Here is a 24,877-nt window from a genome sequence, read left to right on the forward strand (position 1 = left end):
ACAAATGTCCATGAAATCGTCTTGCTTGTTCCAAAATTTTTCGATTGCTATACTAATAATAGTGCTTCAGTGCATACCGTCACTGAGGGACAGCCCCCATTAGGAGGAAAACATGGAGCGTTTAGTGAGAAAGTTAAAAAAGAGTGGCTATGTTGAGTCGTGGCCGCCAGTGGAGCGGGCAGCATTTATACTGCGGAAGTTTGCGGAGTGGTTTCCATTTGAAAATGTGGATGTTCTTACTGGAAATGAGACAGATGTTACGCCGGAGTTTTTAATGGATAAGATGGTTGAGAAGCAACGTGGAGGGCTTTGTTACGAAATCAATCCTCTCTTGCTGCTTGTGTTGCAGGAGCTTGGCTTTGATGCTGAGCTCGGAGCGGCAACAATTAAAAAGGATGGTCAGTGGGCGCTCGATCGTACGCATGCTTTGGTGCTCTTGTATATGGAGGGGCAACATTATATTGCAGATGGTGGTTTTGGCAATCGGCTGGCACTCTCTCCTTTGCCGCTGGATGGAGAAGCGGTCATTTCTCCTGCAGGCACTTTCAGACTTCGCACTCGCCAGACAGAAAAAGGGACCATTGCGATGGAATGTCTAAACGATCAAGAGGAATGGGCCGTTCAGTATGCCTTTGATTGGAACCCAACGCCATGGGGAAAACTATCTGTTATGAAACATACAATTCATTCTCATCCTCATTCTCCCTTTAATAAACAGTTGTTAATAGCTCAGACCTTTCCAGATGGAACGCAATCCATTAATGAGGAGCGGCAGCACAGAAGATGGGGGGATGGTCGTGAAGAAACGATCATCTTCCAAGATACAGCGTCTTTTCTTGAAGCCGTTCGTCATGATTGTTCTCCTGCCTTAGCATCGGAAATAGAAAAGTATAAGACACAGTCATAATAGAAACAGCAACTCATTAAAAACTTCCAACCATCTACCGCAAACAGATGGTTGGAGGTTTTTTATTATTCAGGAATAGAAAAACAAATCTTCCCTAACTGTTCAGCCTCTTCTAATCGTTTAAAAGCTTGTTCAAATTCACTAAGCGGGTAAACAGTGTCAATGATTGGCTTTAACTCATGCATTTCGACAAACTTGAGCATTTCCTCGTATTCCTCAGCGCTTCCCATCGTCGAACCAAGCAAATTGAATTGGCCATAGAAAAAGGTGCGCAAGTTAATCGTGACTTCATCTCCTGTCGAAGCACCGAACGTAACGATCGTTCCGCCTGGACGTAACTGTTCAAGCGATTTGTTAAAAGTTGCTGCTCCAACACATTCGATCACGAGATCCATCTTTTCGCCATCAAGCGCTTTGTGCCAATCTTCGTTGCTGTCAATTGCTTTATCTGCTCCCAGTTCTAATGCCTTTTTGGCTTTTTCCTCTGAACGGGAAGTTACATAGACAACTGCACCGGCAGCTTTAGCAAATTGAAGAAGGAAAGTCGCTACTCCGCCGCCGATACCCGGAATTAATACCTTCATTCCTTTTTGGATCTTGCCTCTAGTGAATAACGCACGATAAGCCGTCAGTGCAGCTAACGACAGGACACCGGCTTCCTCCCATGTTAAATGGGCTGGCTTTCTTACTGCATTTTCAGCTGGCAGGACAATTTTTTCTGCGAAAGTGCCATGATCAGGAAGACCGACAATCTCAAATCCCACTGGGGGTGCCTCACTATTTTTTTGCCAGCCAAGCCCTGGGTTAATGATCACTTCCTCCCCCGCCTGGATGCCTTCTACTCCTTCCCCTATAGCTTCTACAACTCCGGCTCCATCTGAACCGACAATTAGCGGCGGATCGGTCGGTTTATGACGAGTAAGAACAAACAAATCCCGATGATTTAATCCCGCTGTTTTTAGCCGTATACGCACTTCTCCGGCCTTCGGTTGAATTTCCTCTATTTCCCTGTATGTAAGTCCTTCCATCCCCGATACTTTCTCATGAACAACTGCTTTCACTTTAATCCCTCCTTGAAAATGTCTTCTTTTCTTTGAGAAAATAAAAACCCGTCTTCGCAGCAGACGGGCCACACTGTTTTCTGAGCTATCCCCCTGCCTTATAGGTACAATAGAATGATCGAGGTCCCATCACAAGCCTTTTGTTAGAGAACAATATAAACACCTACCGCTGCTAGGGAAAGTGTTATGACCACAACATAAATCCATGATAAACGAGCAATATTTCCCTTCGTTGCCTTTCTATACTCCTCGTCTCCTTTTGTGCTAATAAAAACAGTCGCGTAAGCTCCAGCTATTAATAACAACACAATAAACACAACAATTACAGCCATTCGCCCCTCCCCCCTTTACTAGTTTTTCTGTATATGAAGCTACTATCCTCTATCTTAAACTATTTCCATAAAAAATGAAGGATTTCTGTTTATTTGTTAAAAATGGATTATAATGAAAACAAGACTAATGTAAGGGTAGGTATCATGAATGAAGGATGAACTACGGTACATAGGGAAGAAAATTGTAGATAACCATCTGACGTTGGCACAGAGAATCGAAGGAACCATTGCAGCTGAAAATAAAAAAACAGGGGTAAAGAATAACGCTACTCTTGCGGAACGCAGAAAATACAGAGCCCAATTAATCGTATGTTTCGGAAAAGCATTGTACGAAGATACGGAACTTATCGCCCAAGAAGTTAAAAAATGGGGGAGAAGAACAGCGGAATTGGCCATCCAATATAATATATCCTTAAATAATCTTCTAAGAGAAGTAGCCACTTATCGTACCGTCATTTGGGATGTCTTCACAGAGGAATTGGAACAGCGAAAGTTTGCAGCGATTACAATGCTTGATGTGTCCAAAATGATCGATCCTTTAATTGACCAAGTGTTCAAAGTTATTGGTGAAGTCTATGAGGCTCATAATGAGCGACTTATGAAAGTTGCCTACACCGCTCTAGAAGAATTGTCCGTCCCGGTCGTTCCGGTCGCAGAAGGAGTTGCAGCGATTCCGCTCGTAGGAGCCATTGATACACACCGAGCCAAATTGGTCATGGAGGTTGCCTTGAATGAGGGCGCCCGTATGAACTTATCTCATATGATCATTGACGTTTCTGGAGTTCCCATCATCGATACGATGGTCGCTGACCAGTTATTTCAAGTCATTCGGGCTTTAAAATTAACAGGTGTAAAAGCTACTTTAACGGGTATTCGGCCCGAAATTGCCCAAACGATTGTGAATCTCGGTATTCACTTTGATGAACTCAACCCTTGCGTTAATCTTCAAGAAGCACTAAAAAATCTAGGCTTTAAAAGAGTAGAAGCCCAGTAAATGAAAAAACAGACTCCACACACTGTTGAGTCTGTTTTTATATGGATTAAATGAATCATACTGGAGTTACATTTGCCGCTTGCAGGCCACGTTGGCCTTCCTCAACGTCAAATGTCACTTCTTGGCCTTCATCTAAAGTCTTGTATCCTTCAGTTTGAATAGCTGAGAAATGAACAAATACATCTTCCCCGTCTTCTCTTTCAATAAATCCAAATCCTTTTTCGCTGTTAAACCATTTTACTTTTCCGTGTTCCATTTTTTGTTGCCTCCTAGCATTTAAATAGCAAATTAATCTTACGTACTTATTGTATCCCATTATTCATTTTTCAAACTCTTATTTAACAAAAAAATATGCATTTGGAAAATGAGGCTGTTCCCAACAAAGGTGATGTAAAAAAGACTCCGTTTACTTGGTTGTTGATTCTCATTGCAGACGAACGTTTTCCGCTTTAATTAGCCGCTAAAAAAAACAGTATTCACCTTGAACAGCGCCTAAAAAAAGCCTGCCAACACAAACGCGTTGGCAGGCTCCTTTCTTATGAGAGACATCTAATAATTTTTCCGGCTGTCGCTTCTCCATTTTCGATACAGTCTGGGATTCCCACGCCATAATAAGAACAGCCGGCAAGCAGCACACCTGGATAAGAAGCCACCAGCTGCTCTTCAAGTGCTTTTACCGTTTGCGGATGGGTAATCAAATAATTTGGCATACTGCCAGACCAGTTCGTTACTTCACTTACAATTGGCTCAAGCTTCATGCCTAGACCTTGGCGAACGTCCTCCATGGCTACTTGAAGCAGCTCTTCTTTATTCATTTTCTGCAAAGCAGCAAATGATGGATGACTGCTTTTATAAAATAAGCGAACGAGTAAATTGCCGCTTTTTGACGTGTGCTCCCACTTCCGGCTCGTCCATGTACAAGCGTTGCATGACAGCTCATCATTATTCGCTGTAATAAAACCTGTTCCGTCTTCCGGGAGAAGACTGTCAGGTACATCAAAGCCGGCATAGACGCTAATCATCGAACTGTTTTTTAAGCCGGCAAACTCTTTGGCTAACTGTTCATCATCAAATAGTTTTTCAGCCGCTGTATTAGGAATACTGAGCACTACGTAATCGGCTTCCAGCGTTTCCCCGTTTGTAAAAGATACGCGATAACGGCTGCTGATCTTTTCAACTTTAGCTGCTTTCGTATTCTTCCAAATCTCTGCTTCTTCCAGCTTGCTCGCAAAGGCTTCAATCAGTCTGTCTAAGCCGCTTTTAAAAGAAAAAAACTTTTTGCCGCTGCTTTGGAATTTTTCTTTATTAGCTTCCAATCCTTTAATAATACTGCCGTACTGTTCTTTATACTCAAGTAAATAAGAAAGCGTAGATGCAATCGTTAAATCACTTAACCTGCCTGAGTATACACCTGAGAGAACAGGAGCAATTTGCTTTTCCACTAATTCCTTTCCAAGAAAGTATTCAAGGAAAGCACCGACAGAATCATTCTTCGTAAAGGTTTCATTTTTTACGTAGAAGTCTTTCAGCGCTTCTACCTTTCCCTCTGCTGATACTAATGTACTCTTTGCCAGTGACTCAATACTTGCAGGAATGCCAAATACAGCATCAGCCGGAATGGGCTTTAATTCCCCATTTGTATAAATGAACGAGCGCCCGGTTGCATTGTAGACCACTTCCTCTTGTAAACCGAGTTCTTCAATAAATGACATACCGCTCGCCTTACGGGTCACGATCGAATCTGCTCCCGCTTCCATAATAAAGCCGTCGTGTTTCACTGTTCGGATCTTACCGCCAAGCTCTGCGGTCTCTTCTGCCAGTACCAGCCTTACATCCGATTGGTTTTTTCGCTTCCATTTATGCAACTCGTACATAGCGGATAGGCCTGTAACGCCACCGCCGATGACTAAGACTGTTTTCACTTATGCACACCTCTATTATGATCCGTTTTCACTCTCTTTTAGTGTACCACACTGAGCTTTCATTGAATCATTTGTTGCTAGTACGCGGCGTTATTTTCTTTTATTTGTGAATAAAAAAGAAACACTTATGCTGCCTTTAATCTGTTTTTCTTTACGAAGCTCTCAGTCTAAAGTCTTAGAAAAAGATCTGTCTCCAGTTCATTATGAAGATCCCATAACAGGGATAAGATGGAAACATGAATTACACCCTATTCCATTACATACTGCTAAGTCTTATTACTTTTCATAGAAACAGCTTTCGATGGATTACAGCACTGGAGTAATCCTTCTCGTTCTTGTGCATATCATTAAAACTTGGGGTGTTCATTATAAAATCAAAATCAAAGGAGAATGATTGTGGATCTCATAAAATTTATCGTTCAAAGAAAAATTTTAATCGGATTATTAACAGTTTTAATCGCTATCATCGGAGGATATTCGGTTCTTAAATTAGACAAAGAATTGCTGCCCTCCATTGGGATGGATGGCGCCTATGTGGAAATTACTGCGGGAGAACTGTCTGCCATTGAGGTTGAACGGACCATTACGAATCCTTTAGAACAAAAGCTCGAAGCCATTGACGGCATCGAAAAGACTCAGTCAACGACAAATATCGGCCGCAGTTCTGTTCAAATCACCTTCGAACGGGGACGCGGAAAAGAATTATATAAAGAAGTTGAGTCCGTCGCCAATTCCTTAAAATCAGACGTTCCCGGTATTACGGATATCTCATCAGGACAATACGGAACGAGCCAGAATTATGAGTTTTTCATGGATGTGTCCGGCGGAAATATGAAAGAAATGTCTGCTTTTGCTAAAGATGTGTTAGAACCCCGCTTAGAAGCATTGCCTGAAGTAAGAGATGTTTCCCTTTCAGGCATGCTGGAGCAAGAAGCGGTTATTGAATTTAACCGTGAAAGGCTAACAAAGAACGGACTCAATATCCAGCAGGTGATCGAAGCCATTCAGCTGGCAAACAACGAAGCGACTTTAGGTGCATTAAATGGCGACAAGGACTCCCCTTCTCTGCGTTGGAATACAACCTTAACAAGCCTGGAGGATCTCAAAAATATAAGCCTTCCCGCTCCAGCTGGCTTTATTAAATTGAAAGAAGTGGCAAACGTTTCCTTGCAGCCTTTAGAAAACTCTTCTTTCGTCTGGAAGAACGGCACAAAAGATTTTATTTTTGTCCAAATCGGCCGTGTATCGGACGTTACGCAAATTGAAATGGCGGAAGCGGTACGGGCAGAGATTAAACGGATTCAAGATGAACACCTCGTTAAAGGCTTTCAATTAAATGAAATCGTCGCACAGGCTGACTATGTAAAAGAATCTCTTGATGGCGTAACAGATAATATTCTCATTGGCGGCGTCATCGCAATTGCTGGGCTTTTAATTTTCTTACGCAATTTGCGGGCTACCTTTATTATTGGCCTATCGATCCCAACTTCTGTTTTACTTACCTTTGCGGCTATGTGGATGTTTGATTACAGCTTCAATATTTTAACGTTAATCGGACTTGGGCTCGGAATCGGAATGATGGTGGACTCGTCTATCGTTATTCTTGAGTCAATTTACCGAAAGAAAGAACTAGGGTTAGCCAATCTTGAAGCCGTGTTAACAGGAACGAAAGAAGTGGCGGCAGCGGTCATTGCCTCTATGTTAACGACTATTGTAGTGTTTTTGCCGATAGGATTGATCGGCGGCGAAATGGGGCAGTTCATGATTATATTATCTGCAGTCGTCGCTATTACACTGATCAGCTCTGTTATCGTAGCATTTACCCTTATTCCGGCTCTCTCGGAAAAATTAATGACACTCCGCAGTCCGAAGAAGACGCTTAAAGAAGGACCTTTCATGCGCAGTTACAGCCGAATGGTCGCTTGGACGATCGAGAAAAAGCGCCGCAGCCTTGCCGTCATCATTATCTTTTTCATCCTATTTGCCAGTTCATTAACTCTGGCAACAAAGATTCCGATGACAATCATGCCTGATATGTATAATCGTTATACTGAACTGATGGTGAACCTGGAAACGGGGCTTTCAATTGAAGAAAAAGAAAAAGTTGCAGAACAAATAAATGAAAAACTGCATTCAGTAGAAGATGTTGACTCTAATTACGTAATGGATAATGGCGGAATGTTCTATACGATTATCAACATGACAAAGGGCGATGACATCACAAAAGAACAAAAAGAAATAAATGAGGACATTTTAAAATCACTGCGAAGCCTCCAGAAAACGGAGCCGATTGAAAGTGTTCAAAGCGCTATGGGCGGCGGCAGCGGCTCACCTGTTCAAATCGATATTAAAGGAGAAGACTTCAACGAGCTGCAAACTGTTGCAAATGACTTTATGAAAGAACTTTATTCAATTGATGGAATCGTTGGGACCACAAACTCGATGGAGCGCACCTCTCAAGAGAAAGTAGTTGTCCTCAACAAGCAGGAGATTGAAGAAGCCGGCTTATCAGAGCAGCAAATCAAACAGTTAATTGAGCAAGCTCTCTTACAAATGCCTGTCGGCGAAATGAAAATCGAGGACCAGAATGTGCCTTTGATTATGAAGTGGGCGAAAAAGACTGATACGCAAGCTTCCCTGTTAGATGTAAAAGTACCTGGCAAAAATGGAGAACAAACATTATCTGATTTTGTAGAACTAAAGAATGTAGAAACACCTAATGAAATTTCTCATGCTAACGGTGAACGCTTCATTTCTATCTCAGCCGGTACAGAAGGAAAAGATCTTGGAACGGTTAATCGCGATGTTCAAAAACTCATTAAAGACTTTAAAGCACCAGCGGGATATACAGTCTCTGTCGCAGGTGATCTCGAACAGCAGCAAGAATTGATGATGGATATGACTCTCGTACTCGCGATTGCCCTTTTCCTCGTCTATGTAGTAATGGCCGTTCAATTTAACCATTTAGGCCACCCGCTCATTGTTATGTCTGTTATTCCAATGACAATTACCGGGGTTCTTCTAGGACTGTTTATTACCCAAAGAGAACTAAATCTCATGTCAGGAATCGGCGTCATTATGCTAATTGGGATTGTATTAAATAACGCGATCCTTCTTATTGATCGTACGAACCAGCTTCGCAAAGAAGGCTTCCCTGTCGAAACAGCTCTTATAGAAGCAGGAAAAAATCGAATTCGACCTATTTTCATGACTACGTTAACGACAGTTGGCGGCATGCTTCCTTTAGCTCTCGCATCCGGCACTTCCGGCAACTATCAAGCTCCGATGGCAACAGTCATTATATGCGGACTGATGTTTGCGACCTTTATTACATTGCTGCTCATACCAGCTGTATACCGCTTATTTACTAGCAGACGCCGCAAAATAAAAGATGAAAAAGAGAAGGAAGACGATCCTTCCCTTTCTAAATATGTAATCTAATCACTAAAGCCCCTTACCCAATTAAAACGGTACAGGGGCTTTTATCTATTTTAAAACAGATTCAGTTATACAACTCCCCTACCTTTATAACCCTTGTTGGTTTCCATCCACAAGTAAAAAACTTTAAATTCTCTATCGGTTTAAAAGGATAAGGAAAGTTTTATAACTGGGAAGAGTTTGTTATTCCAAAAAACCTCACCAAATGGAAATTGAATATAGTTTGCTATTTAGATAAATTGAACACCCTAATAAAGAGTACTAAATAACATACCGATATCTCCATTTTATAGAAGTATAAAAATTAACCTACATACTAAGAAGGCAACGAAATGAATCCACCTCCTTGCTTGTACTAAATTTCCTATTCGCCACTAACACACTCCTATGATTTATCGCTCTAAAGTAGCACAGAAGTTTCTAAAAGAATACGTTATACTTTTTAGGCATCAAAGAATAAATACAGTTATTAATAAAAGGAGTAAAAAAATGTATTTTATTATTAATGTAGTTGGAATTTTGGTGGTATTAGCCCTTGCTTATCTCTTTTCCCTTAATCGGGCAAAGATAAATGTTAAGCCTATTATCATACTGTTCATTCTACAGTTGGCCGTTACTTGGTTCATGCTGTCGACTACTATCGGCGGAAAGAGCATTACATTAATTTCTGATTTTTTTCTGTGGCTCATCAATAGCTCTATGGTCGGAGTCAATTTTGTGTTTGGAAACTTGGCGCCTATTGACAGTTCAGCCTTCACTTTTTTCATGAATGTCTTAATGCCCATCATTTTTGTTGTCACATTTTTTGATATTTTAACTTACTTCGGGATTTTACCGTTCATCATTAATGGAATCGGCTGGTTCTTCTCTAAATTTACTAGAACCCCCCGCTTTGAAAGCTTTTATTCAATTCAGGTCATGTTTTTAGGAAACAACGAAGCCTTGGCCGTTACCCGTGAACAAATAAATAAAATGAATAACACTAGATTATTAACGATCTCGATGATAAGCATGTCTTGTGTGAGTGCAGCCATGCTTGGCGGTTACTTGCAGCTTTTGGATGCGAAGTATGTTTTAACAGCTATCCCGTTAAATGCGATTGGGGCTTTAATGATTACCTCACTGCTAAATCCTTATACAGTCTCAAAAGAAGAGGACATTGTCTATGCTCCCTCTAAAACAGAAAAAGGAAATTTCTTTGATGTCATTTCAAATAGTATGTTAACAGGAGGAAAGCTGGCTCTGATTATTGCGGTGATGCTTATCGGTTTCGTCTCATTGATTACTGCTGCCAACAGTGCACTAGGACTCATCCATAGCCAGCTCTCACTTGAAAATATTTTTGCTGTAGTTTTTTCTCCGTTAAGCTTCTTAATGGGAGTTGAGTGGTCCCATGTCTTTAAAGTGGCTCAATTTATGGGGGAAAAATTAGCAGCGAATGAGTTTATTGCGATGACTCATTTAAAACCTGTACTTGCAACGTTAAATGCTCATACAGAAGCTGTTATTTCAGCCTTTCTTATTTCTTTTTGTAACTTCCCGACTATTGGGATCATCCTCGGCAGTATCCGTGCGCTCTTCGGGGAAGAAAGAACGGCTTTTATCGCCAATAATACATGGCGATTATTATTTAGTGGTATTCTAGTCTCTAGCTTAACTGCGATGATCATAGGATTATTTGTTTGGTAATGAGACAACAACAGGAGGTTCATTATATTATGACGGAATGGCAATCATTTATTTCAAAGCTGGGACTTGCTCCTCACCCAGAAGGAGGCTATTACAGAAGTACCTTTGCATCCGGGGAGCAAATTTCCGATAAGGAGTTAAGCGTTCGTTTCGAAGGGCAGAGAAAGCTTTATACGAGCATTTATTTTCTCCTGACATCCAATGATGTTTCCCACTTTCATCGTTTAAAGTCTGATGAATTATGGTATTTTCATGCTGGAAGTTCTTTAACCATTCATATCATTCATGAAAATGGAGAATATGAAGAAATTAAATTAGGCATTCATTTAGAAAAAGGGGAAGTTCCGCAGGCGCTCGTGCCGAAAAACGCTATTTTCGGTTCATCCGTGATAGAAGAAGATACGTATTCTTTAGTCGGCTGTATGGTTTCACCAGGGTTCGACTTTACAGACTTTGAATTATTTACTCAAGACGAACTTTTGCACCAATATCCTGAGCACAAGGATATTATTGTGAAACTAGCATACGAAAAAATTCCAGAATAACAATGAAAGGACGGTTTCTCCTTTATGGAGAAACCGTCCTTTCATTGTTGTCTGCCTAAGATAGATGGTTTGGCTTCAGCTGATCAAACTGCTGCTTGTTTCGGTTCAATTGCTCTTGAAGCCGGTGAATCGGTTCAACTTGTTCGCTTTTTTCAAGAGCGTTCGCTAAAGCATTCTCTGCTTGATTTATCGTATTTTGTGCTTGCTGGATCGCCTGTTCTGTAGGATTTGATTGCGCCTGGCCCATGGCGGCTATGACATTGTCTACCGAATTGCGCAATTGTGAAATCACATTTTCATTTTTCCAGCTTGCTTTTGTATGATCTATCACGAAAACTCCTCCTCTGTCGAATAACCGTATGACTCTACTATGGCAAAACGGAAGCGGTTTTATTCAACTAATCATTTTTGAAATAAAATAATTTACATTTCTCAATTTATTGCATAAAATAATCATAAGATTTTTACCTTAGGAAACTTTATTGGCATGTACTTACAATTAGGCAGGGAGGAAAGAAAAGTTGACTTACAGAGACAATAAGATGAAAGTAAATAAAACAACCCAATCTGCCGAAGCTGTGTTACGGGGTGAAGCGAAAGGCATTCGAAAAATACTCCCCTTCCTCGGTCCGGCTTTTATTGCCGCTGTTGCTTATATCGATCCGGGAAACTTTGCGACGAACATTACAGCTGGTTCCAAATACGGCTATCTGCTTTTATGGGTTATTGCTGTTTCCAATTTAATGGCTGTTCTCATTCAGTCATTATCGGCTAAGCTGGGCATTGCTACCGGAAAGAACTTGCCCGAAGTCGCGCGCGATCGCTTTCCAAAAGGAGTATCGATTTTCTTATGGATCCAAAGTGAACTTGTCATCATTGCCACCGATCTTGCTGAATTTATCGGTGCCGCGTTAGGCTTGTATTTGCTTTTTGATATTCCAATGGTGCCAGCAGCACTGATTACAGCAGCAGGGTCCTTTGCTATATTGGAATTACAGCGCCGGGGATACCGGCCGCTTGAGACGGGAATTGCCGTGATGGTGATGATGGTTGTGCTCGCCTTTGCTTTTCAAACGTTTTTGGCTAAGCCGGATATAAGCGAAGTATTAGGCGGCATGCTCGTACCTAAGTTTGAAGACGTAAATTCGATTGTACTCGCTGCCGGTATTCTTGGTGCTACTGTTATGCCACATGCTATTTATCTTCACTCTTCACTGACACAAAGTCGGGTCGTCGGCAGAAATGAAGAAGAAAAACGGAAAATATTTAAATTTGAGTTCATTGATATTGTAATTGCAATGATCATTGCCGGAGCGATTAACATGTGTATGTTGATCGTCGCTGCCGCCTTATTTTCTAAAAAAGGAATGATTGTAGAAGATTTAGATGTGGCATTCCATGGCTTTCATGATTATATCGGTCCAGCCGCTGCTATCTCTTTCGGACTCGGATTATTAATCGCCGGTTTGTCGAGCTCGGCAGTTGGTACACTAACTGGAGATGTCGTCATGCAGGGGTTTATTCGCAGGCACATTAATCTTTACCTGCGAAGATTCATTACGGTCATTCCCCCGCTTGCCATCATTATATCGGGTGTAAACCCTACAGGGGCTCTCGTGATGAGCCAGGTCATTCTTTCATTCGGGATTGCCTTTGCGCTCATTCCGCTCATTATGTTTACAAGTAACCGAACCATCATGGGCGGACTTGTTAACCGTAAAGCTACTACTGTTGCTGCCTGGGGAATCGCTGTACTCGTTATCATGCTGAACCTCTTCTTATTAGTTGAAACATTAGGCGGTTAAAACCAATACTAAAAAGCCCTTTCAATGACGAAAGGGGCTTTTCCCTATCTGTAGATCAGACAAACCTTTTACTTCTTATCCTCAAATTCAAGTTTTGAGCCATCTTTAAACATAATTTCAATTTCGATTTTTTTATAATTGGCAGGCAAATGGAATGCTTGAAGGGCTTTTCTAATCGCTTGTCGTTTAGGAGTTTTACGCTTAATAGCCATCTCTTTCAATCGCGGGTATAGAAGTTTAAAGGCTTCTTTCCCCTCAATCTCCACTCCATTTAATTCGTCTTCAATTTTTACCTCAATGGCACCTTTTTCATTCCTTTCAATCTCCGCCTCGTACTCTTTGCCGCCTTCATAGGATATTTCCAATTCAAACTCCCTATAGCCTAAGTCCGCCATTTTCCCTTTCATATCGTCACTCCCGCTGTTATTGTTCTTTTTCCTTACCTACTCTTTCCTTTTTGTTCTTTTTTAAACCGCCGTGATCAGAGACCATGCATTTTAGCTTCTGCTTCATCCCAGGCCACTGTATAACCGTGTCCCTTCGAACAAAAGATAGAGGAGGAACTGTATTCGGGGTCTGCATCCTTATTGTAGCCAATTCTTTCGACCACTTCTTGTTCATTGTGACAACGGTCGTACCCTCCAAACACCAGATTGATCATTCCTTTTCCTTGAGTGAAAGCAGCAAGCTCCGTGCTGTAATTCATAAAGGTGGCCACTGGTACTTTACCGGTTATAATCGCTTTATCTCCTTCTGTTTTTGGCGGATCAAAATGGCCGTATGCCGTTTGAATATCGGCCAATACTTTTCCCATCTGGTCTAGTTCTACTTTAATTTTGAACTGATAATACGGCTCGAGTAACATGTTCTCCGCTTTTTCCAGCCCTTGTCTTAACGCCCGGTAGGCTGCTTCTCTAAAGTCACCGCCGGAGGTATGCTTGTTATGGGCACGGCCCGTCAAAAGTGTGATGTTGACATCTGTTAATGCAGAACCCGTCAGCAAGCCGTTATGTTCTTTCTCAAAGAGATGATGGCGGACTAAATTTTGGTTCCCTATCGTCAGATCATTCACATGACAGCCACTTTCAAATGAAATGCCGCTATTTCTTTCCGCAGGCTCTAATTTTAAATGCACCTCAGCATAATGACCTAACGGCTCAAAATGTCCGTAGCCGGTAACCGTCTTCTGAATCGTTTCCTTATAAATGATTTCCGGGTCGCCGAAAGAAACATCAAAGTGAAAACGCTCCTGGACGACTTGTTTTAATATTTCTAATTGAATAGCCCCCATTACATGAATGTGGATTTCCTGCAGACTTTCTTCCCAGATGACATTCAAAGAAGGATCTTCTATATCCAGCATATGAAAGCATCGTAAAACCTCTTTTATATGAACAGAAGAATCGGCCATAACTTTCGACTTTAATGTTGGTACCATTTCGTATGCGGTCTTCTGTTTTAATAGGCCTACACCATCGACGGCACATGCTTTCGACAATCCAGTTACCGCAAATAGCTCACCTGCCTCAGCCTGGTCAGTTGTCTTGAACTTACTTCCATTGTAGTGTCGTATTTGTGTGACCTTTTCTGTCAGATCATCGCCATATTTGATTTCTTCACGGACACGCAATGTACCGCTGATTGCCTTGATGAAAGCAATCCTCGTTCCATTTTGATCGTGCTGTACTTTATAAATGCGTCCAGAAAAAGGCTCGTCTTTGGAGTAATCAGTCACTGTCAATTGATCCAGCTTATCAAGAAAAGCCTGTATACCAATGTCCTGAAGTGCTGAACCGCTGGCACACGGGAATATTTTTCTTTCCACAATTAATTGAATCATCGTATCCAGCCAAAGCTCTTTTTCATAGCCCCTTTCTAAATATTGTTCTAATAGGGCCTCCTCCCGCTCAGCTACAAATTCAACTAAATCTTCGCTCATTTCTCCCTCGTTAAAAGCTTCCGTTATATCAAAGGCATCCTCTGCTAAATCTGTCCGAATCTCTTCCAATACTCGTTCCACATCTGCGCCGGCACGATCTATTTTATTAATAAAAAAGAATACGGGAATATGATGCTTGCTTAGCAGCTGCCAAACGGTCTCTGTATGGCCTTCCACTCCTTCGACGGCACTGATGATAATAATGGCGTAGTCTAATACTTGAATAGAACGTTCCATCTCTGAAGAAAAATCGACGTGACCTGGATTGTCGATTAAATAATAAATGGAATCGCCATAAGACATCCTTCCCTGATCAGCAAATACAGTAATGCCTCTTTGCCTCTCGATCTCATGGCTGTCGAGAAAAGCATCTTGATGATCCACTCTTCCTCTTTGCTTAATGCTGTTTGTATGATAGAGAAGCTGTTCAGAGAAGGTTGTCTTACCAGCATCTACGTGTGCAAATATACCAATTGTTTTCTTCATTAGAGCACCTCTGTTACGTTTCTTCGAAATATACAAAGCATTATATCAAAGTTTTTTTACCTGCAATGGCTTTCATGTTAAAAAACTCATTCATTTATCTCATTGTTCACTTTTATCTTATAGCGGGTACTGTTCCTATATCAGCGCATAATAAATAAAACAGCCCATCTCTGGCTTAGGAAGAAGGCTTTCTAAAAAATGAATGTTATGTTTCAATCCTTGATTGCAGTGAAAGTTGACAACCAAGTGTAACAGGGTAAAAAAGAAAAGGAGATTTCATGATGGATCAAATTCTTGCCAGCGCTATAAAAAGCCATGCGATTCCTTTTGAAACGAATGAGGATTTATCGAGGCTTGTCGACGAAATTGGAGAGGCGAAGATCGTTCTTTTAGGAGAAGCGAGCCATGGCACCTCTGAATTTTACTCTGTACGAGCAGCTCTTTCTAAAAGGCTTATTGCAGAAAAAGGGTTTTCGGTCATTGCCGTTGAAGGGGATTGGCCTTCAGCCCAACAAGTAAACCGCTACATTAAAGGGTATGACAAAGAGACAAAGAAAACAGAAGATATATTACAAGCCTTTAACCGCTGGCCCACTTGGATGTGGGCTAATAAAGAAATAGCATCTCTCATTGAATGGCTGCACGCTTATAATGAAAAGAAGGCACCGGAGCAAAAAGTAGGCTTTTACGGCATAGATGTCTATAGTTTGTGGGAGTCAATGGAGGAAGTGCTCCGTTACTTATCGCGGACAAAATCAACGGGCGTTGACCTGGCATTAGCAAAAAAAGCTTTTTCCTGCTTTGAGCCTTTCAACCGGCAGCCGGAAAACTATGCGATTTCTACGCTGAATATTTCCGATGTATGCGTGGACGAAGTATCAAAGCTGCTCGCTTCTATTCGGACGCATGAAGAGCATTATAAAGGAGAAGAGGAAGCTGACCTTAACTTAAAAGTGAACGCACTCGTCGCAAAAAATGCGGAAGAATACTACCGGGCGATGGTACGAAACGATGCGCTTTCTTGGAATATTCGTGATGAGCATATGGTAGAGACGATCAATGAATTACGAAATTATTATGGCGAAGAAGCCAAAATTCTCGTTTGGGAGCATAATACCCATATCGGCGATGCTTCTGCCACTGATATGAAAAACGAAAATATGATCAACGTCGGCCAGCTGATCCGGGAGCAAAACCGGCCGGAGGATGTCTATGCGATTGGGTTTGGCACTCATCGGGGAACTGTCATCGCGGCCGAAGAATGGGGCTTGCCCTACGAAAAGATGGAGGTTCCGCCTGCTCAAAGAGACTCCTGGGAAGACCTTCTTCACCAAGCAGGTCCCTTTAACAAGTTTTTGATGTTTAACGAACAGAATCGTCACTTATTTGACAGCTGGATCGGCCATAGAGCTATTGGCGTTGTTTATCACCCTGAATATGAAGTCTACGGCAATTACGTTCCTTCTAACATTAGCCACCGCTATGATGCTTTTATTTACATTGACCAGTCTCGGGCTCTAACGCCGTTAGAAGCACAAAGATGGTAATCAACAAGTCTCCATTTGAGTAGAGGGGAGCCCTTTTAGACTCCTCTTTACTCAAAATAATAAATATCGTGCTTTTAATTTAATTTAAAATGCTCAACGGATCGATTGAGTTCTTCCGCTAATTTGGCAACCGATTCGGAACTTATGACAATTTCATCCATAATACTAGTAGATTGTTGAACAGAAGCCGACGTTTGTTCAATTCCCGCAGAGGATTCTTCTGCTATCGAGGCAACGCCTTCCAGAGAATGATTAATATCCTCGCTTTGTTTAAGAATAGCATTTAAATTACTTGAAATATGTTGTATTTGCCCTTGCATATTTAGCACAGATTGATTAATGATATGAAATGTTTCCCCTGTCGTCTTAATCTTTTCTGTTCCTTGCGCTACCTGTTCATAGCTATGCTGTAAAGCTACGACTGTTTCATTAGATTCCTGCTGCAAATCTTCCACAATCCCAATAATGCTGCCGATAGAGCCTGATACCTGCTCCGCTAGCTTCCGGACTTCTTCGGCTACAACAGAGAAGCCTTTCCCCTGTTCCCCTGCACGCGCTGCTTCTATTGCAGCATTTAGTGCCAGCAGGTTAGTTTGATCAGCAATTTGTTGAATTACTTGAACGAGCTTAGAGATTTCTTTTGATTGCAGGTCTAATCCCTTCACTTTCTCAATTGATTCCATTACCCCTTGATGGATCGTCTCCATTTGCTTTTCAGATTCATTCATTAAAGCGTAACCGTTAGCGGTTAATCCTATCACCTCATGAGAAGAGCGGTTAAGCTCCATCCCCTGATCGCTTGCCTCATGAACTTGGTTAGTAAAGCTTTGCATGGATTGAGACACTTGATTAGCAAAATTAGCTTGTTCATCTGCTCCGCCCGACAATTCATTCATTGTTGTGGCAATTTGATGATTGCTTTCTTTGACCTCATTTGTGCCATCTAATAACTGATTGGAAGCATCCACTAACTTAATCGAATTATCATCGATCCCTTGAATAATTTTCTTTAGGTCATTCATCATTTGTTGGAAGGCTGTCGTTAAAACACCAATTTCGTCCTTCCGCTCTGATGGAAATGTAATGGATAAATCACCATTTCCCACTTTTGCTATTTCATTCGTTAAATCCTTTAATGGCTTGACTAAATAGTGACTCAGTACATAAACAAGGATGATCGTGATGACTAAAATAATAAGGGCAGACTCCATGATCTTCTTTTTATATGTATCCATCGAAGCGTAAACTTGAGAAGCATTTAAATCAGCCCCTACAATTCCGATGACTTTTCCAGAGGCGGATTTTAATGGGACATACGTGGTGATCAGCGCCCCATACTCTTTCGTATTTGATATTTCAATTTGCATCTTCCCTGTCTCGAACGTCTTTACAATATTAGGATAAACAGCTGGATCTTCTTGGTCACCTAACTGTGAGGCTTCCTCGGCTCCTAGCGGCATGCCATCCACCATATAAAAGTAATCGTAACTGTTAGCGTTTTTTTCACGAGACATCGTATATAGATACGTCAATCCGGTTTTTTCTCTTATATCATTGAGTTCTGTACGTAATTCTCTATAGTAGTCATTTTCTCCGGACGCTACTGATATCTCTTTTTCATACTTATTTACGTCAATCACTTTCGCTGCTTGCTTAGCAATGTTCCCAGCTGTATCGCTCATAGAATTTTCAACTAGGTCGACAGAAGAAGTATAACTAAGATAAGAAATAATCAAACATACTAGCAAGACAACTGTCGAAAAGATGATAACCATTTTAAACCGTATACTTTTTTTCACCCTATGTAATCCCCCTGCGTAAATGAGACTTTATTCCCAAATCCATCATACTATACAGCAATTTCCGAATAAAGCTTCAACTGTTAACAAGTGTCAGATTTACAAGAGAGAAAGTAAGCTTTCCTCACTATCAGCCTTTCTTGCATGAAATTTTCAGATCCCTCTTTCTTTATACAATGAGAAAGCAAGACATGACTAAAAGCAGGCAGCTTTACAGGTGCCTGCTTTTTTTGATTAAACAATTAAAATATACTCAATGAATATTTCTCCGAAAGCATCTCTAATAATTTTAACCCTGCTATGCTATTTCCTTTTTCATCAAGGGCAGGCCCAAAGATACCGATGCCAAAGCGGTTAGGCACGACGCCCATAATCCCGCCCGACACACCACTTTTAGCTGGAATGCCGATTCTGACGGCGAATTCCCCGGCTGCATTGTACATCCCGCACGTCACCATAAACGTTTTGCATACTCTCACGATGTCTCTCGGGATTAATGGCTCCTTCGTAAAAGGATCAGCCCCATCCATGGCGAACACCAGCCCAATTCTCGCTAAATCCAAACAAGTCATTTCGATCGCACATTGTTTCGTATAAAGCTCCAAAAGTCCTTCTACCTCTTCCTCAATAATTCCATGTTCCATCATAAAGTAGCACAATGCCCGATTAAGATAGGCTGTCTTGAACTCCGAATCGGCTACCTCTTGTGAATAACCGATCTTTCGGTCACCTGCTAATTTTTGAACGAAATCCAAGATACGTTCGAGCCTATTTTCAATTGTTTCTCCTTTGATCATGCTTGTGACAGCTAATGCCCCGGCATTAATCATCGGGTTAAGCGGCTTGGAAGGGTTGTACAGTTCCAATTTGACAATCGAATTAAACGGATCGCCGGTCGGCTCATATCCGACCTTTTCAAAAACCTGTTCTTCTCCATAATCCATGAGAGCGAGGGCGAGAGTGAGCACTTTAGAGATACTTTGCAGTGTAATTTTCTGATCTACGTCTCCTGCAGAAATACATCTTCCATCAGGGTGAAAAATAGCGGCTGACAAGTCGTGCGGATTTTCTTTCTTTAGCGCTGGAATGTAATCAGCTACCTTTCCTTGTGCTGTATATTTCTTTGCTTCTTTTACGAGTGCATTTAGTTTATCACTTGAATAACAAGGCATATGATCACCATCTTTTCTTCTATTTCTTAGAAACCGATCGACTATTTTATTAGTTTCAGCTAAACAAATTCCATTTATCCACATATACTTATGACTCATGCAGCTTTTTGCTCTTTTACCTCCCTTACCCTTTTATCGTTTTCCTAACAACTGAAAGTGACAGGCTTTTCCTGTTTATCCGGAGTGATGAACTATATACCTGGACGGTTTCATGATTTATCTGGAATTAAGGGCAAGTTATCCGGAGTAATGCGTCCTCTATACAGGATGACGATCCGTTTATACAGAAGCACCTCCTAAACGCAAAAAAAGCGAACCTGCATAGGTCCGCCTTTTTCTTTTATCCTTCTTTTCCCATCAATTCAGCTAAGCTCTTTTTAAAAGGAGCGTACGCAATCCCCTTTTCTGTCACAATGGCTGTAATAAGCTCATGATCAGTTACGTCAAAAGCTGGGTTGTACACTTTCACGTTTGCTGGAGCCATCGACTTTTCATACCATTGGGTGCTAACTTCTTCCGACTTTCTCAATTCAATTGGAATATCGTCACCTGATGCGCACTCTAGATCAATTGTCGACAGCGGAGCACACACGTAAAAAGGAATTCCGTAATGCTTTGCGAGTACCGCTAAGCCTGAAGTTCCAATTTTATTAGCCGTGTCCCCATTTGCCGCTACACGGTCACATCCAACCAATACAGCTTGCACCTTGCCTTCTTTCATTACGATAGACGCCATATTATCACAAATAAGCGTGACATCAACACCCGCTTCTTGGAGTTCCCACGCAGTCAGACGCGCTCCCTGCAGAAGAGGCCTTGTCTCGTCAGCATATACGCTGAAATGATAATCCCTCTCTTGCCCTAAATAGATAGGAGCTAAAGCTGTGCCATATTTCGCTGTGGCAATTGTGCCGGCATTGCAATGCGTCAGAAGCCCCCAGCCGGGTTTCAACAGGGAAAGCGCATGTTCCCCAATCGCCAGGCAAACTTGTTCGTCCTCTTCACGAATCGTTTCTGCTTCTTCCTTCAGCGCTTGCTTAATCTCAGCGATACTCTTATCTGCTTCCTGTTTCAAGCGATCTTCCATTCGCTTCAATGCCCAAAAGAGATTAACAGCTGTCGGACGGGAGGACGCTAAATAGTGCTTGATTTTTTCAAATTCAACCGCTAATTCCACGTAAGTGTCCGCTTTTACCTGCTTTACACCTAAATAAATGCCGTAAGCTGCCGCTATTCCGATAGCAGGTGCTCCTCTCACTTTTAAATGATAGATGGCATCCCACACCTCTTCTACTGTTGAAAGTTGTAAAAAAACTTTCTCATTTGGCAGCAAGGTTTGATCGAGAAGAACGAGAACGTCATTGTCATCATCGAGCCGTACTGATTGAATGGCTGCTATTGGTGTTGTCATCGTTGATTGCCCCTTTACTAAACTGATTCACACTGTGGCGCAGTACTTTTACAAAATCATCGCCTGTTCGAATACTTGTCCGATCCAAAATAAACGTTTTTCCGGCTATTAAACAAATTTTTTCGGCTGCTGTTCGGTCTTTCGCATCGGAAATCGATGTCAAATCCTTCACATGGGCAATGCCGATCACTCTGCGGCACAATTCTAATCCGGTAACAGCCGCTGTATCTTCAAGAATAGAATCTAAATACCACTCTTTAAATTTCGGAAGAGTGGCTGTCTGTTCTGCTGCCGTCTCATTCCATAACTGTAGAAACTTCTCCGAAAACAGTTCAACCACTTGAACGATGGTCTCTTCTAAATATGGCAGATAATCTGCTCTTGCTTCTGTTTCTTCTATTGTATAATGAGCATGAACATAAGCAAAGATCAGATTTGCCACTACATTCCCGATATCATAGCCAGCTGGTCCATAAAAGGCGAACTCAGGGTCGATGATTTTAGTTGAATCTTCTTTTATAAAAATCGAACCGGTATGAAGATCGCCATGAAGTAAAGACTGGGCCTTCGTCATAAAATCAAATTTCAGCTTTGCTGTTTCCAGCTTAAGCTTTTCATCATTCCAAATTACTTCACGCGCAAACTCTTTCGTTCCTTCAAATACATCGTTTTGCTCGCAATCATAAAATGGCTCTGTATAAACTAAATCTTCAGTGATTTCACAAAGCTCCGGGTTCGTAAATTGCTGGACCCGCTCCTTCTTCTCTTTATGCCCCATGACAACATCTGACGTAAGCAGCAAAGTACGAGCAAGAAAGGTCGTAATATGATCAGCAAATAACGGGAATTTTTTATAGTTTAAGAGAGCCGAACGCATAATTTCATGGTCAGATAAATCATCCATGACACAGCAGTTCATCACTGGATCATAAGCATACACTTTTGGCACAAAGCCAGGAGCCAGTTCACCTTGTAATTCTAATATTTCACTTTCAATTCGATTGCGGTCTGGAGACACCTTAAACGCATCTGAAATACGGGCTACAGGTCCTGCCTGCTTAATAATAATGGACTCGCCGCTTTTGCGATCAACGACTTTAAATACATAATTTAAATTTCCATCCCCGATTTCACGGCATTCCAAATCAGCATCATCATTAAAAACACTCAATCTGTTCTGCACATACTCCACGACATCCGCTTCATTCATCGTAAAATAAGCTGAAGTAAAATCTTTCAAGTGAGTCCCCTCCATTATTTTTGCTTATAATAAGTCAACCCAAGGGCAAAGGCTAAAACGGCTCCTTTCACGATGTCCATTGCATAGTAAGGAACAGACATCATCACAAGACCGTTTTGTAAAATTCCGATCAATACAGCTCCAATAAACGTGCCGACCGCATTTGGCTTGCCTGCTCCAAAGACCGCGAATCCGATAAAAGCAGCAGCTACAGCGTCCATTAAGTAGGGAGCCCCTGCATTGATTTCTGCCGTCATTAACCTCGCAGCAAGCACCGTTCCTCCGATCGCTGCACAAACAGCTGAAAGCAAATAAGCGATCATTTTGTACTTATTAACAGAAATTCCAGATAACCTAGCCGCTTCCTGATTGCCGCCAATGATATACATGTATCTTCCATGCTTTGTATAAGATAAGAAGATATGGACAAGGATAACCGCCACGACCATGACGATAATGATCCAAGGCACCTGGCCGATTTTTTCAAATACCGGGCTAATCGTTCCCATTGCGAAGGTGCCATCTGGCATAACCATGTTTTGTGTGATCGTAGCTCCTTTTGTATAAGTAAGAGCAACTCCTTGAATAATGAACATCATTGCTAAAGTGGTAAGCATATCTGGAATTTTAAACTTCACAATTAACAAAGAGTTCACTGCCCCCACAACGAGTGCAGCAGCTAATGCAGCAGCTAATGCCACAACGATATTCTGGGAATACCAAACGAACATCGAAATGACAATCGCATTTGCCAAAGAAGCAGTCGAGCCGACAGAAAGATCAAATCCATTGATAGATAGAGAGATGGTCACGCCAATCGCAATGATCGTCACAATCGAAATCGACCGCAAAATGTTGATGATATTTTCCCCTTCGATAAAGGCTGGATTGGCCCATGTAAAAACAGTGATCAAAATCCCGATTGTTACAATGGTGCCGTACTTATATAACCAGTCAAACAGCTGAAAAGGCTTTTTCACAGGCTGCTTGTTCACTACGATAGTCTGTTCTGTAGCCATTTATCTTCCTCCTGTTGAGTAATATAAAATTTCGGCTTCGTTCGTAGAACCCGTTTCCATCTCTTTCACTACCTCGCCGTCATACACTACATAGACGCGATTGGTCATGCCTAAAATATCGGCTAGCTCACTCGAAGCATAGATGACGCCTTTTCCTTGCTTAGCAAGCTCCGTGATTAAGCCAAAAATCTCTCGCTTCGCTCCAACGTCCACCCCTTTTGTCGGCTCATCAAAAATATAAATATCGGCTTCTCCCATTAACCATTTGCCGATGACAACCTTTTGCTGGTTTCCACCCGATAAATTGGCCACTTTTGTTTCTGTAGATGGGGTCACGATCCCAAGCCTCTGCACCATGTTCTCTGCTTCTCTTTTCTCTTTCTTAAAATCAATTAAGCTGAAAAACTTTGAAAATCGTTTCATATTCGAAACGGTTAAATTGGTCGTCACCGATTCAGAAACGACCATGCCCCCTTTTCTTCTTTCTTCCGGAACGAGGACAATTCCGTTCCGCACAGCATCAGACGGAGAAGCGATGTTCACCTTTTTTCCATGAACGATCATCTCACCGGCTGTTTGCGGAGAAGCACCGAACAGCGTCTGGCAAATTTCTGTTTTCCCCGCACCGACGAGACCGGCGATTCCCACGATTTCCCCTTTTTTTACTTGTATGTTCAAATTTTTTACGATTCCCGCATCCGACAGGCCCTTTACCTCAAGAACCGTGCCTCCGATCGAAGCTTGATGAGGGGGGTATTGTTCGTCTAATGTTTTTCCAAGCATTTGGGTAATGACGTCATTAGGAGAAGTACATGATGTCTCTTCTTTCATGACTAACTCACCGTTTCTCATCACCGTGATCTCTTCGCAAATAGCAAACAGCTCCGGCAATCGGTGAGAGATAAAAATAACGGCTACTTCCTTTTCTTTTAGCAGACGGATGAGCCGAAACAGCTCTTCTGTTTCCGTCTGGCTTAATGGCGCTGTCGGCTCATCCAATATTAAACATTTACATTGATCAGAAATCGCTCTGGCGATTAACACCATTTGCTTTTCTGCCAGGGTCAGTTCATCCACCCGCTTGTGGGTCGAAATAGCCACATGCAAACTCGCTAGAATATCCGCCGCCTGCCGGTGAAGCGATTTCCAATTGACCAGCTGCTTCTTCCCCATGCCGTGAATCATTTTCTCGAGCATAATATTTTCACCAACGGTTAAGTAAGGAATAAGAGCCGTATCCACTTCTTGATACACCATTTGAATCCCTAATTGCTTCGCCTCTTTCGGAGAACGGATAGCCGCTTCCTTCCCATGAAAATAAATGTCCCCTCGATAATGATCATAAGCTCCGGATAGCACTTTCATTAATGTGGATTTTCCCGCTCCATTGGCACCAATCAGAGCATGGATTTTTCCCTTCTCCACATGAAAATTCACATTCTTTAAAGCCGCCACCCCTGGGAAATCAATCGATATGTTTCTCATTTCAAGCATCGTACTCGTTCCCTTCTCATAAAATGGGTATGGCCATGAAGAAAAACGGAAGCATCCGCTAGAAATCAAGCGAATGC

At 41.8% G+C, this 24,877-nt stretch carries 20 protein-coding genes; 7 read left to right on the plus strand and 13 right to left on the minus strand.

Annotated elements, in window-relative coordinates:
- The first annotated feature begins 112 nt into the window (after positions 1–112).
- Complete coding sequence (locus A8F95_RS17640; protein WP_065411724.1) at positions 113–907, plus strand: arylamine N-acetyltransferase family protein; 795 nt, start codon at positions 113–115, stop codon at positions 905–907.
- A 65-nt stretch (positions 908–972) separates the two neighbouring features.
- Here A8F95_RS17640 and A8F95_RS17645 read toward each other — a convergent pair whose 3' ends face one another.
- On the minus strand, positions 973–1,968 hold the full coding sequence (locus A8F95_RS17645) for a zinc-binding dehydrogenase (protein ID WP_065411725.1): 996 nt from the start codon (positions 1,966–1,968) through the stop codon (positions 973–975).
- A gap of 143 nt (positions 1,969–2,111) precedes the next feature.
- Positions 2,112–2,300 carry a hypothetical protein gene (locus A8F95_RS17650; protein WP_065411726.1) on the minus strand — a complete coding sequence of 63 codons (189 nt, stop codon included), beginning with the start codon at positions 2,298–2,300 and terminating at the stop codon, positions 2,112–2,114.
- 148 nt (positions 2,301–2,448) lie between these two features.
- On the opposite strand from A8F95_RS17650, the gene A8F95_RS17655 reads away from it, so the two are divergent.
- Positions 2,449–3,294 carry an STAS domain-containing protein gene (locus tag A8F95_RS17655; RefSeq protein WP_065411727.1) on the plus strand — a complete coding sequence of 282 codons (846 nt, stop codon included), beginning with the start codon at positions 2,449–2,451 and terminating at the stop codon, positions 3,292–3,294.
- A gap of 55 nt (positions 3,295–3,349) precedes the next feature.
- On the opposite strand, the gene A8F95_RS17660 is transcribed toward A8F95_RS17655, so the two are convergent.
- A complete protein-coding gene (locus A8F95_RS17660; protein WP_049660218.1) occupies positions 3,350–3,550 on the minus strand; it encodes a cold-shock protein in 201 nt (66 codons plus the stop codon).
- Positions 3,551–3,830: 280 nt separating this feature from the next.
- Positions 3,831–5,216 carry a protoporphyrinogen oxidase gene (gene hemG / locus A8F95_RS17665; protein WP_065411728.1) on the minus strand — a complete coding sequence of 462 codons (1,386 nt, stop codon included), beginning with the start codon at positions 5,214–5,216 and terminating at the stop codon, positions 3,831–3,833.
- Between the two features lie 396 nt (positions 5,217–5,612).
- On the opposite strand from hemG, the gene A8F95_RS17670 reads away from it, so the two are divergent.
- The 3 genes from A8F95_RS17670 (at position 5,613) to A8F95_RS17680 (ending at position 10,888) form a co-directional block, all read left to right on the plus strand.
- The gene (locus A8F95_RS17670; RefSeq protein ID WP_065411729.1) at positions 5,613–8,657 is read left to right on the plus strand and encodes an efflux RND transporter permease subunit; all 3,045 of its coding nucleotides are present in this window, start codon (positions 5,613–5,615) and stop codon (positions 8,655–8,657) included.
- Positions 8,658–9,143: 486 nt separating this feature from the next.
- Entirely contained in the window at positions 9,144–10,343 is a 1,200-nt protein-coding gene (locus A8F95_RS17675; RefSeq protein ID WP_065411730.1) for a NupC/NupG family nucleoside CNT transporter, read from the plus strand.
- Between the two features lie 29 nt (positions 10,344–10,372).
- A complete protein-coding gene (locus A8F95_RS17680) occupies positions 10,373–10,888 on the plus strand; it encodes a cupin domain-containing protein (RefSeq protein WP_095407488.1) in 516 nt (171 codons plus the stop codon).
- Between the two features lie 55 nt (positions 10,889–10,943).
- Here the strand turns inward: A8F95_RS17680 and A8F95_RS17685 are convergent, their stop codons facing one another.
- A complete protein-coding gene (locus A8F95_RS17685) occupies positions 10,944–11,219 on the minus strand; it encodes a hypothetical protein (RefSeq protein WP_065411731.1) in 276 nt (91 codons plus the stop codon).
- Between the two features lie 211 nt (positions 11,220–11,430).
- Here A8F95_RS17685 and A8F95_RS17690 point away from each other — a divergent pair, with 211 nt between their 5' ends.
- A complete protein-coding gene (locus tag A8F95_RS17690; RefSeq protein ID WP_065411834.1) occupies positions 11,431–12,693 on the plus strand; it encodes an Nramp family divalent metal transporter in 1,263 nt (420 codons plus the stop codon).
- Between the two features lie 68 nt (positions 12,694–12,761).
- Here the strand turns inward: A8F95_RS17690 and A8F95_RS17695 are convergent, their stop codons facing one another.
- On the minus strand, positions 12,762–13,100 hold the full coding sequence (locus tag A8F95_RS17695) for a YusW family protein (protein WP_065411732.1): 339 nt from the start codon (positions 13,098–13,100) through the stop codon (positions 12,762–12,764).
- 74 nt (positions 13,101–13,174) lie between these two features.
- Positions 13,175–15,118 (minus strand): GTP-binding protein, encoded by a 1,944-nt coding sequence (locus A8F95_RS17700; RefSeq protein ID WP_065411733.1) that lies wholly within the window; start codon positions 15,116–15,118, stop codon positions 13,175–13,177.
- Between the two features lie 281 nt (positions 15,119–15,399).
- Between A8F95_RS17700 and A8F95_RS17705 the strand changes: the two genes are divergently transcribed.
- A complete protein-coding gene (locus tag A8F95_RS17705) occupies positions 15,400–16,665 on the plus strand; it encodes an erythromycin esterase family protein (protein WP_065411734.1) in 1,266 nt (421 codons plus the stop codon).
- Between the two features lie 74 nt (positions 16,666–16,739).
- On the opposite strand, the gene A8F95_RS17710 is transcribed toward A8F95_RS17705, so the two are convergent.
- The 6 genes from A8F95_RS17710 to A8F95_RS17735 all read right to left on the minus strand — a co-directional run bounded on the left by A8F95_RS17710 (position 16,740) and on the right by A8F95_RS17735 (position 24,791).
- On the minus strand, positions 16,740–18,464 hold the full coding sequence (locus A8F95_RS17710) for a methyl-accepting chemotaxis protein (protein ID WP_077247423.1): 1,725 nt from the start codon (positions 18,462–18,464) through the stop codon (positions 16,740–16,742).
- Positions 18,465–18,706: 242 nt separating this feature from the next.
- Positions 18,707–19,636: a glutaminase A gene (glsA, locus tag A8F95_RS17715; protein ID WP_065411836.1), complete on the minus strand. Its 930-nt coding sequence runs from the start codon at positions 19,634–19,636 to the stop codon at positions 18,707–18,709.
- 340 nt (positions 19,637–19,976) lie between these two features.
- The gene (gene mtnA, locus A8F95_RS17720) at positions 19,977–21,047 is read right to left on the minus strand and encodes an S-methyl-5-thioribose-1-phosphate isomerase (RefSeq protein WP_065411735.1); all 1,071 of its coding nucleotides are present in this window, start codon (positions 21,045–21,047) and stop codon (positions 19,977–19,979) included.
- Positions 21,004–22,287, minus strand: a complete 1,284-nt coding sequence (mtnK, locus tag A8F95_RS17725; protein ID WP_095407489.1) for an S-methyl-5-thioribose kinase — start codon at positions 22,285–22,287, stop codon at positions 21,004–21,006. Before mtnK ends, mtnA begins: the two co-directional genes overlap by 44 nt.
- 14 nt (positions 22,288–22,301) lie before the next feature.
- Positions 22,302–23,306, minus strand: a complete 1,005-nt coding sequence (locus tag A8F95_RS17730) for an ABC transporter permease (protein WP_065411737.1) — start codon at positions 23,304–23,306, stop codon at positions 22,302–22,304.
- Positions 23,307–24,791, minus strand: coding sequence for a sugar ABC transporter ATP-binding protein (locus tag A8F95_RS17735; protein WP_077247432.1), 1,485 nt, complete (start codon positions 24,789–24,791; stop codon positions 23,307–23,309).
- Positions 24,792–24,877 lie beyond the last annotated feature (86 nt).

The sequence above is a fragment of the Pseudobacillus wudalianchiensis genome (assembly GCF_001685015.1).
Classification (GTDB): Bacteria; Bacillota; Bacilli; order Bacillales; family Domibacillaceae; genus Pseudobacillus; species Pseudobacillus wudalianchiensis.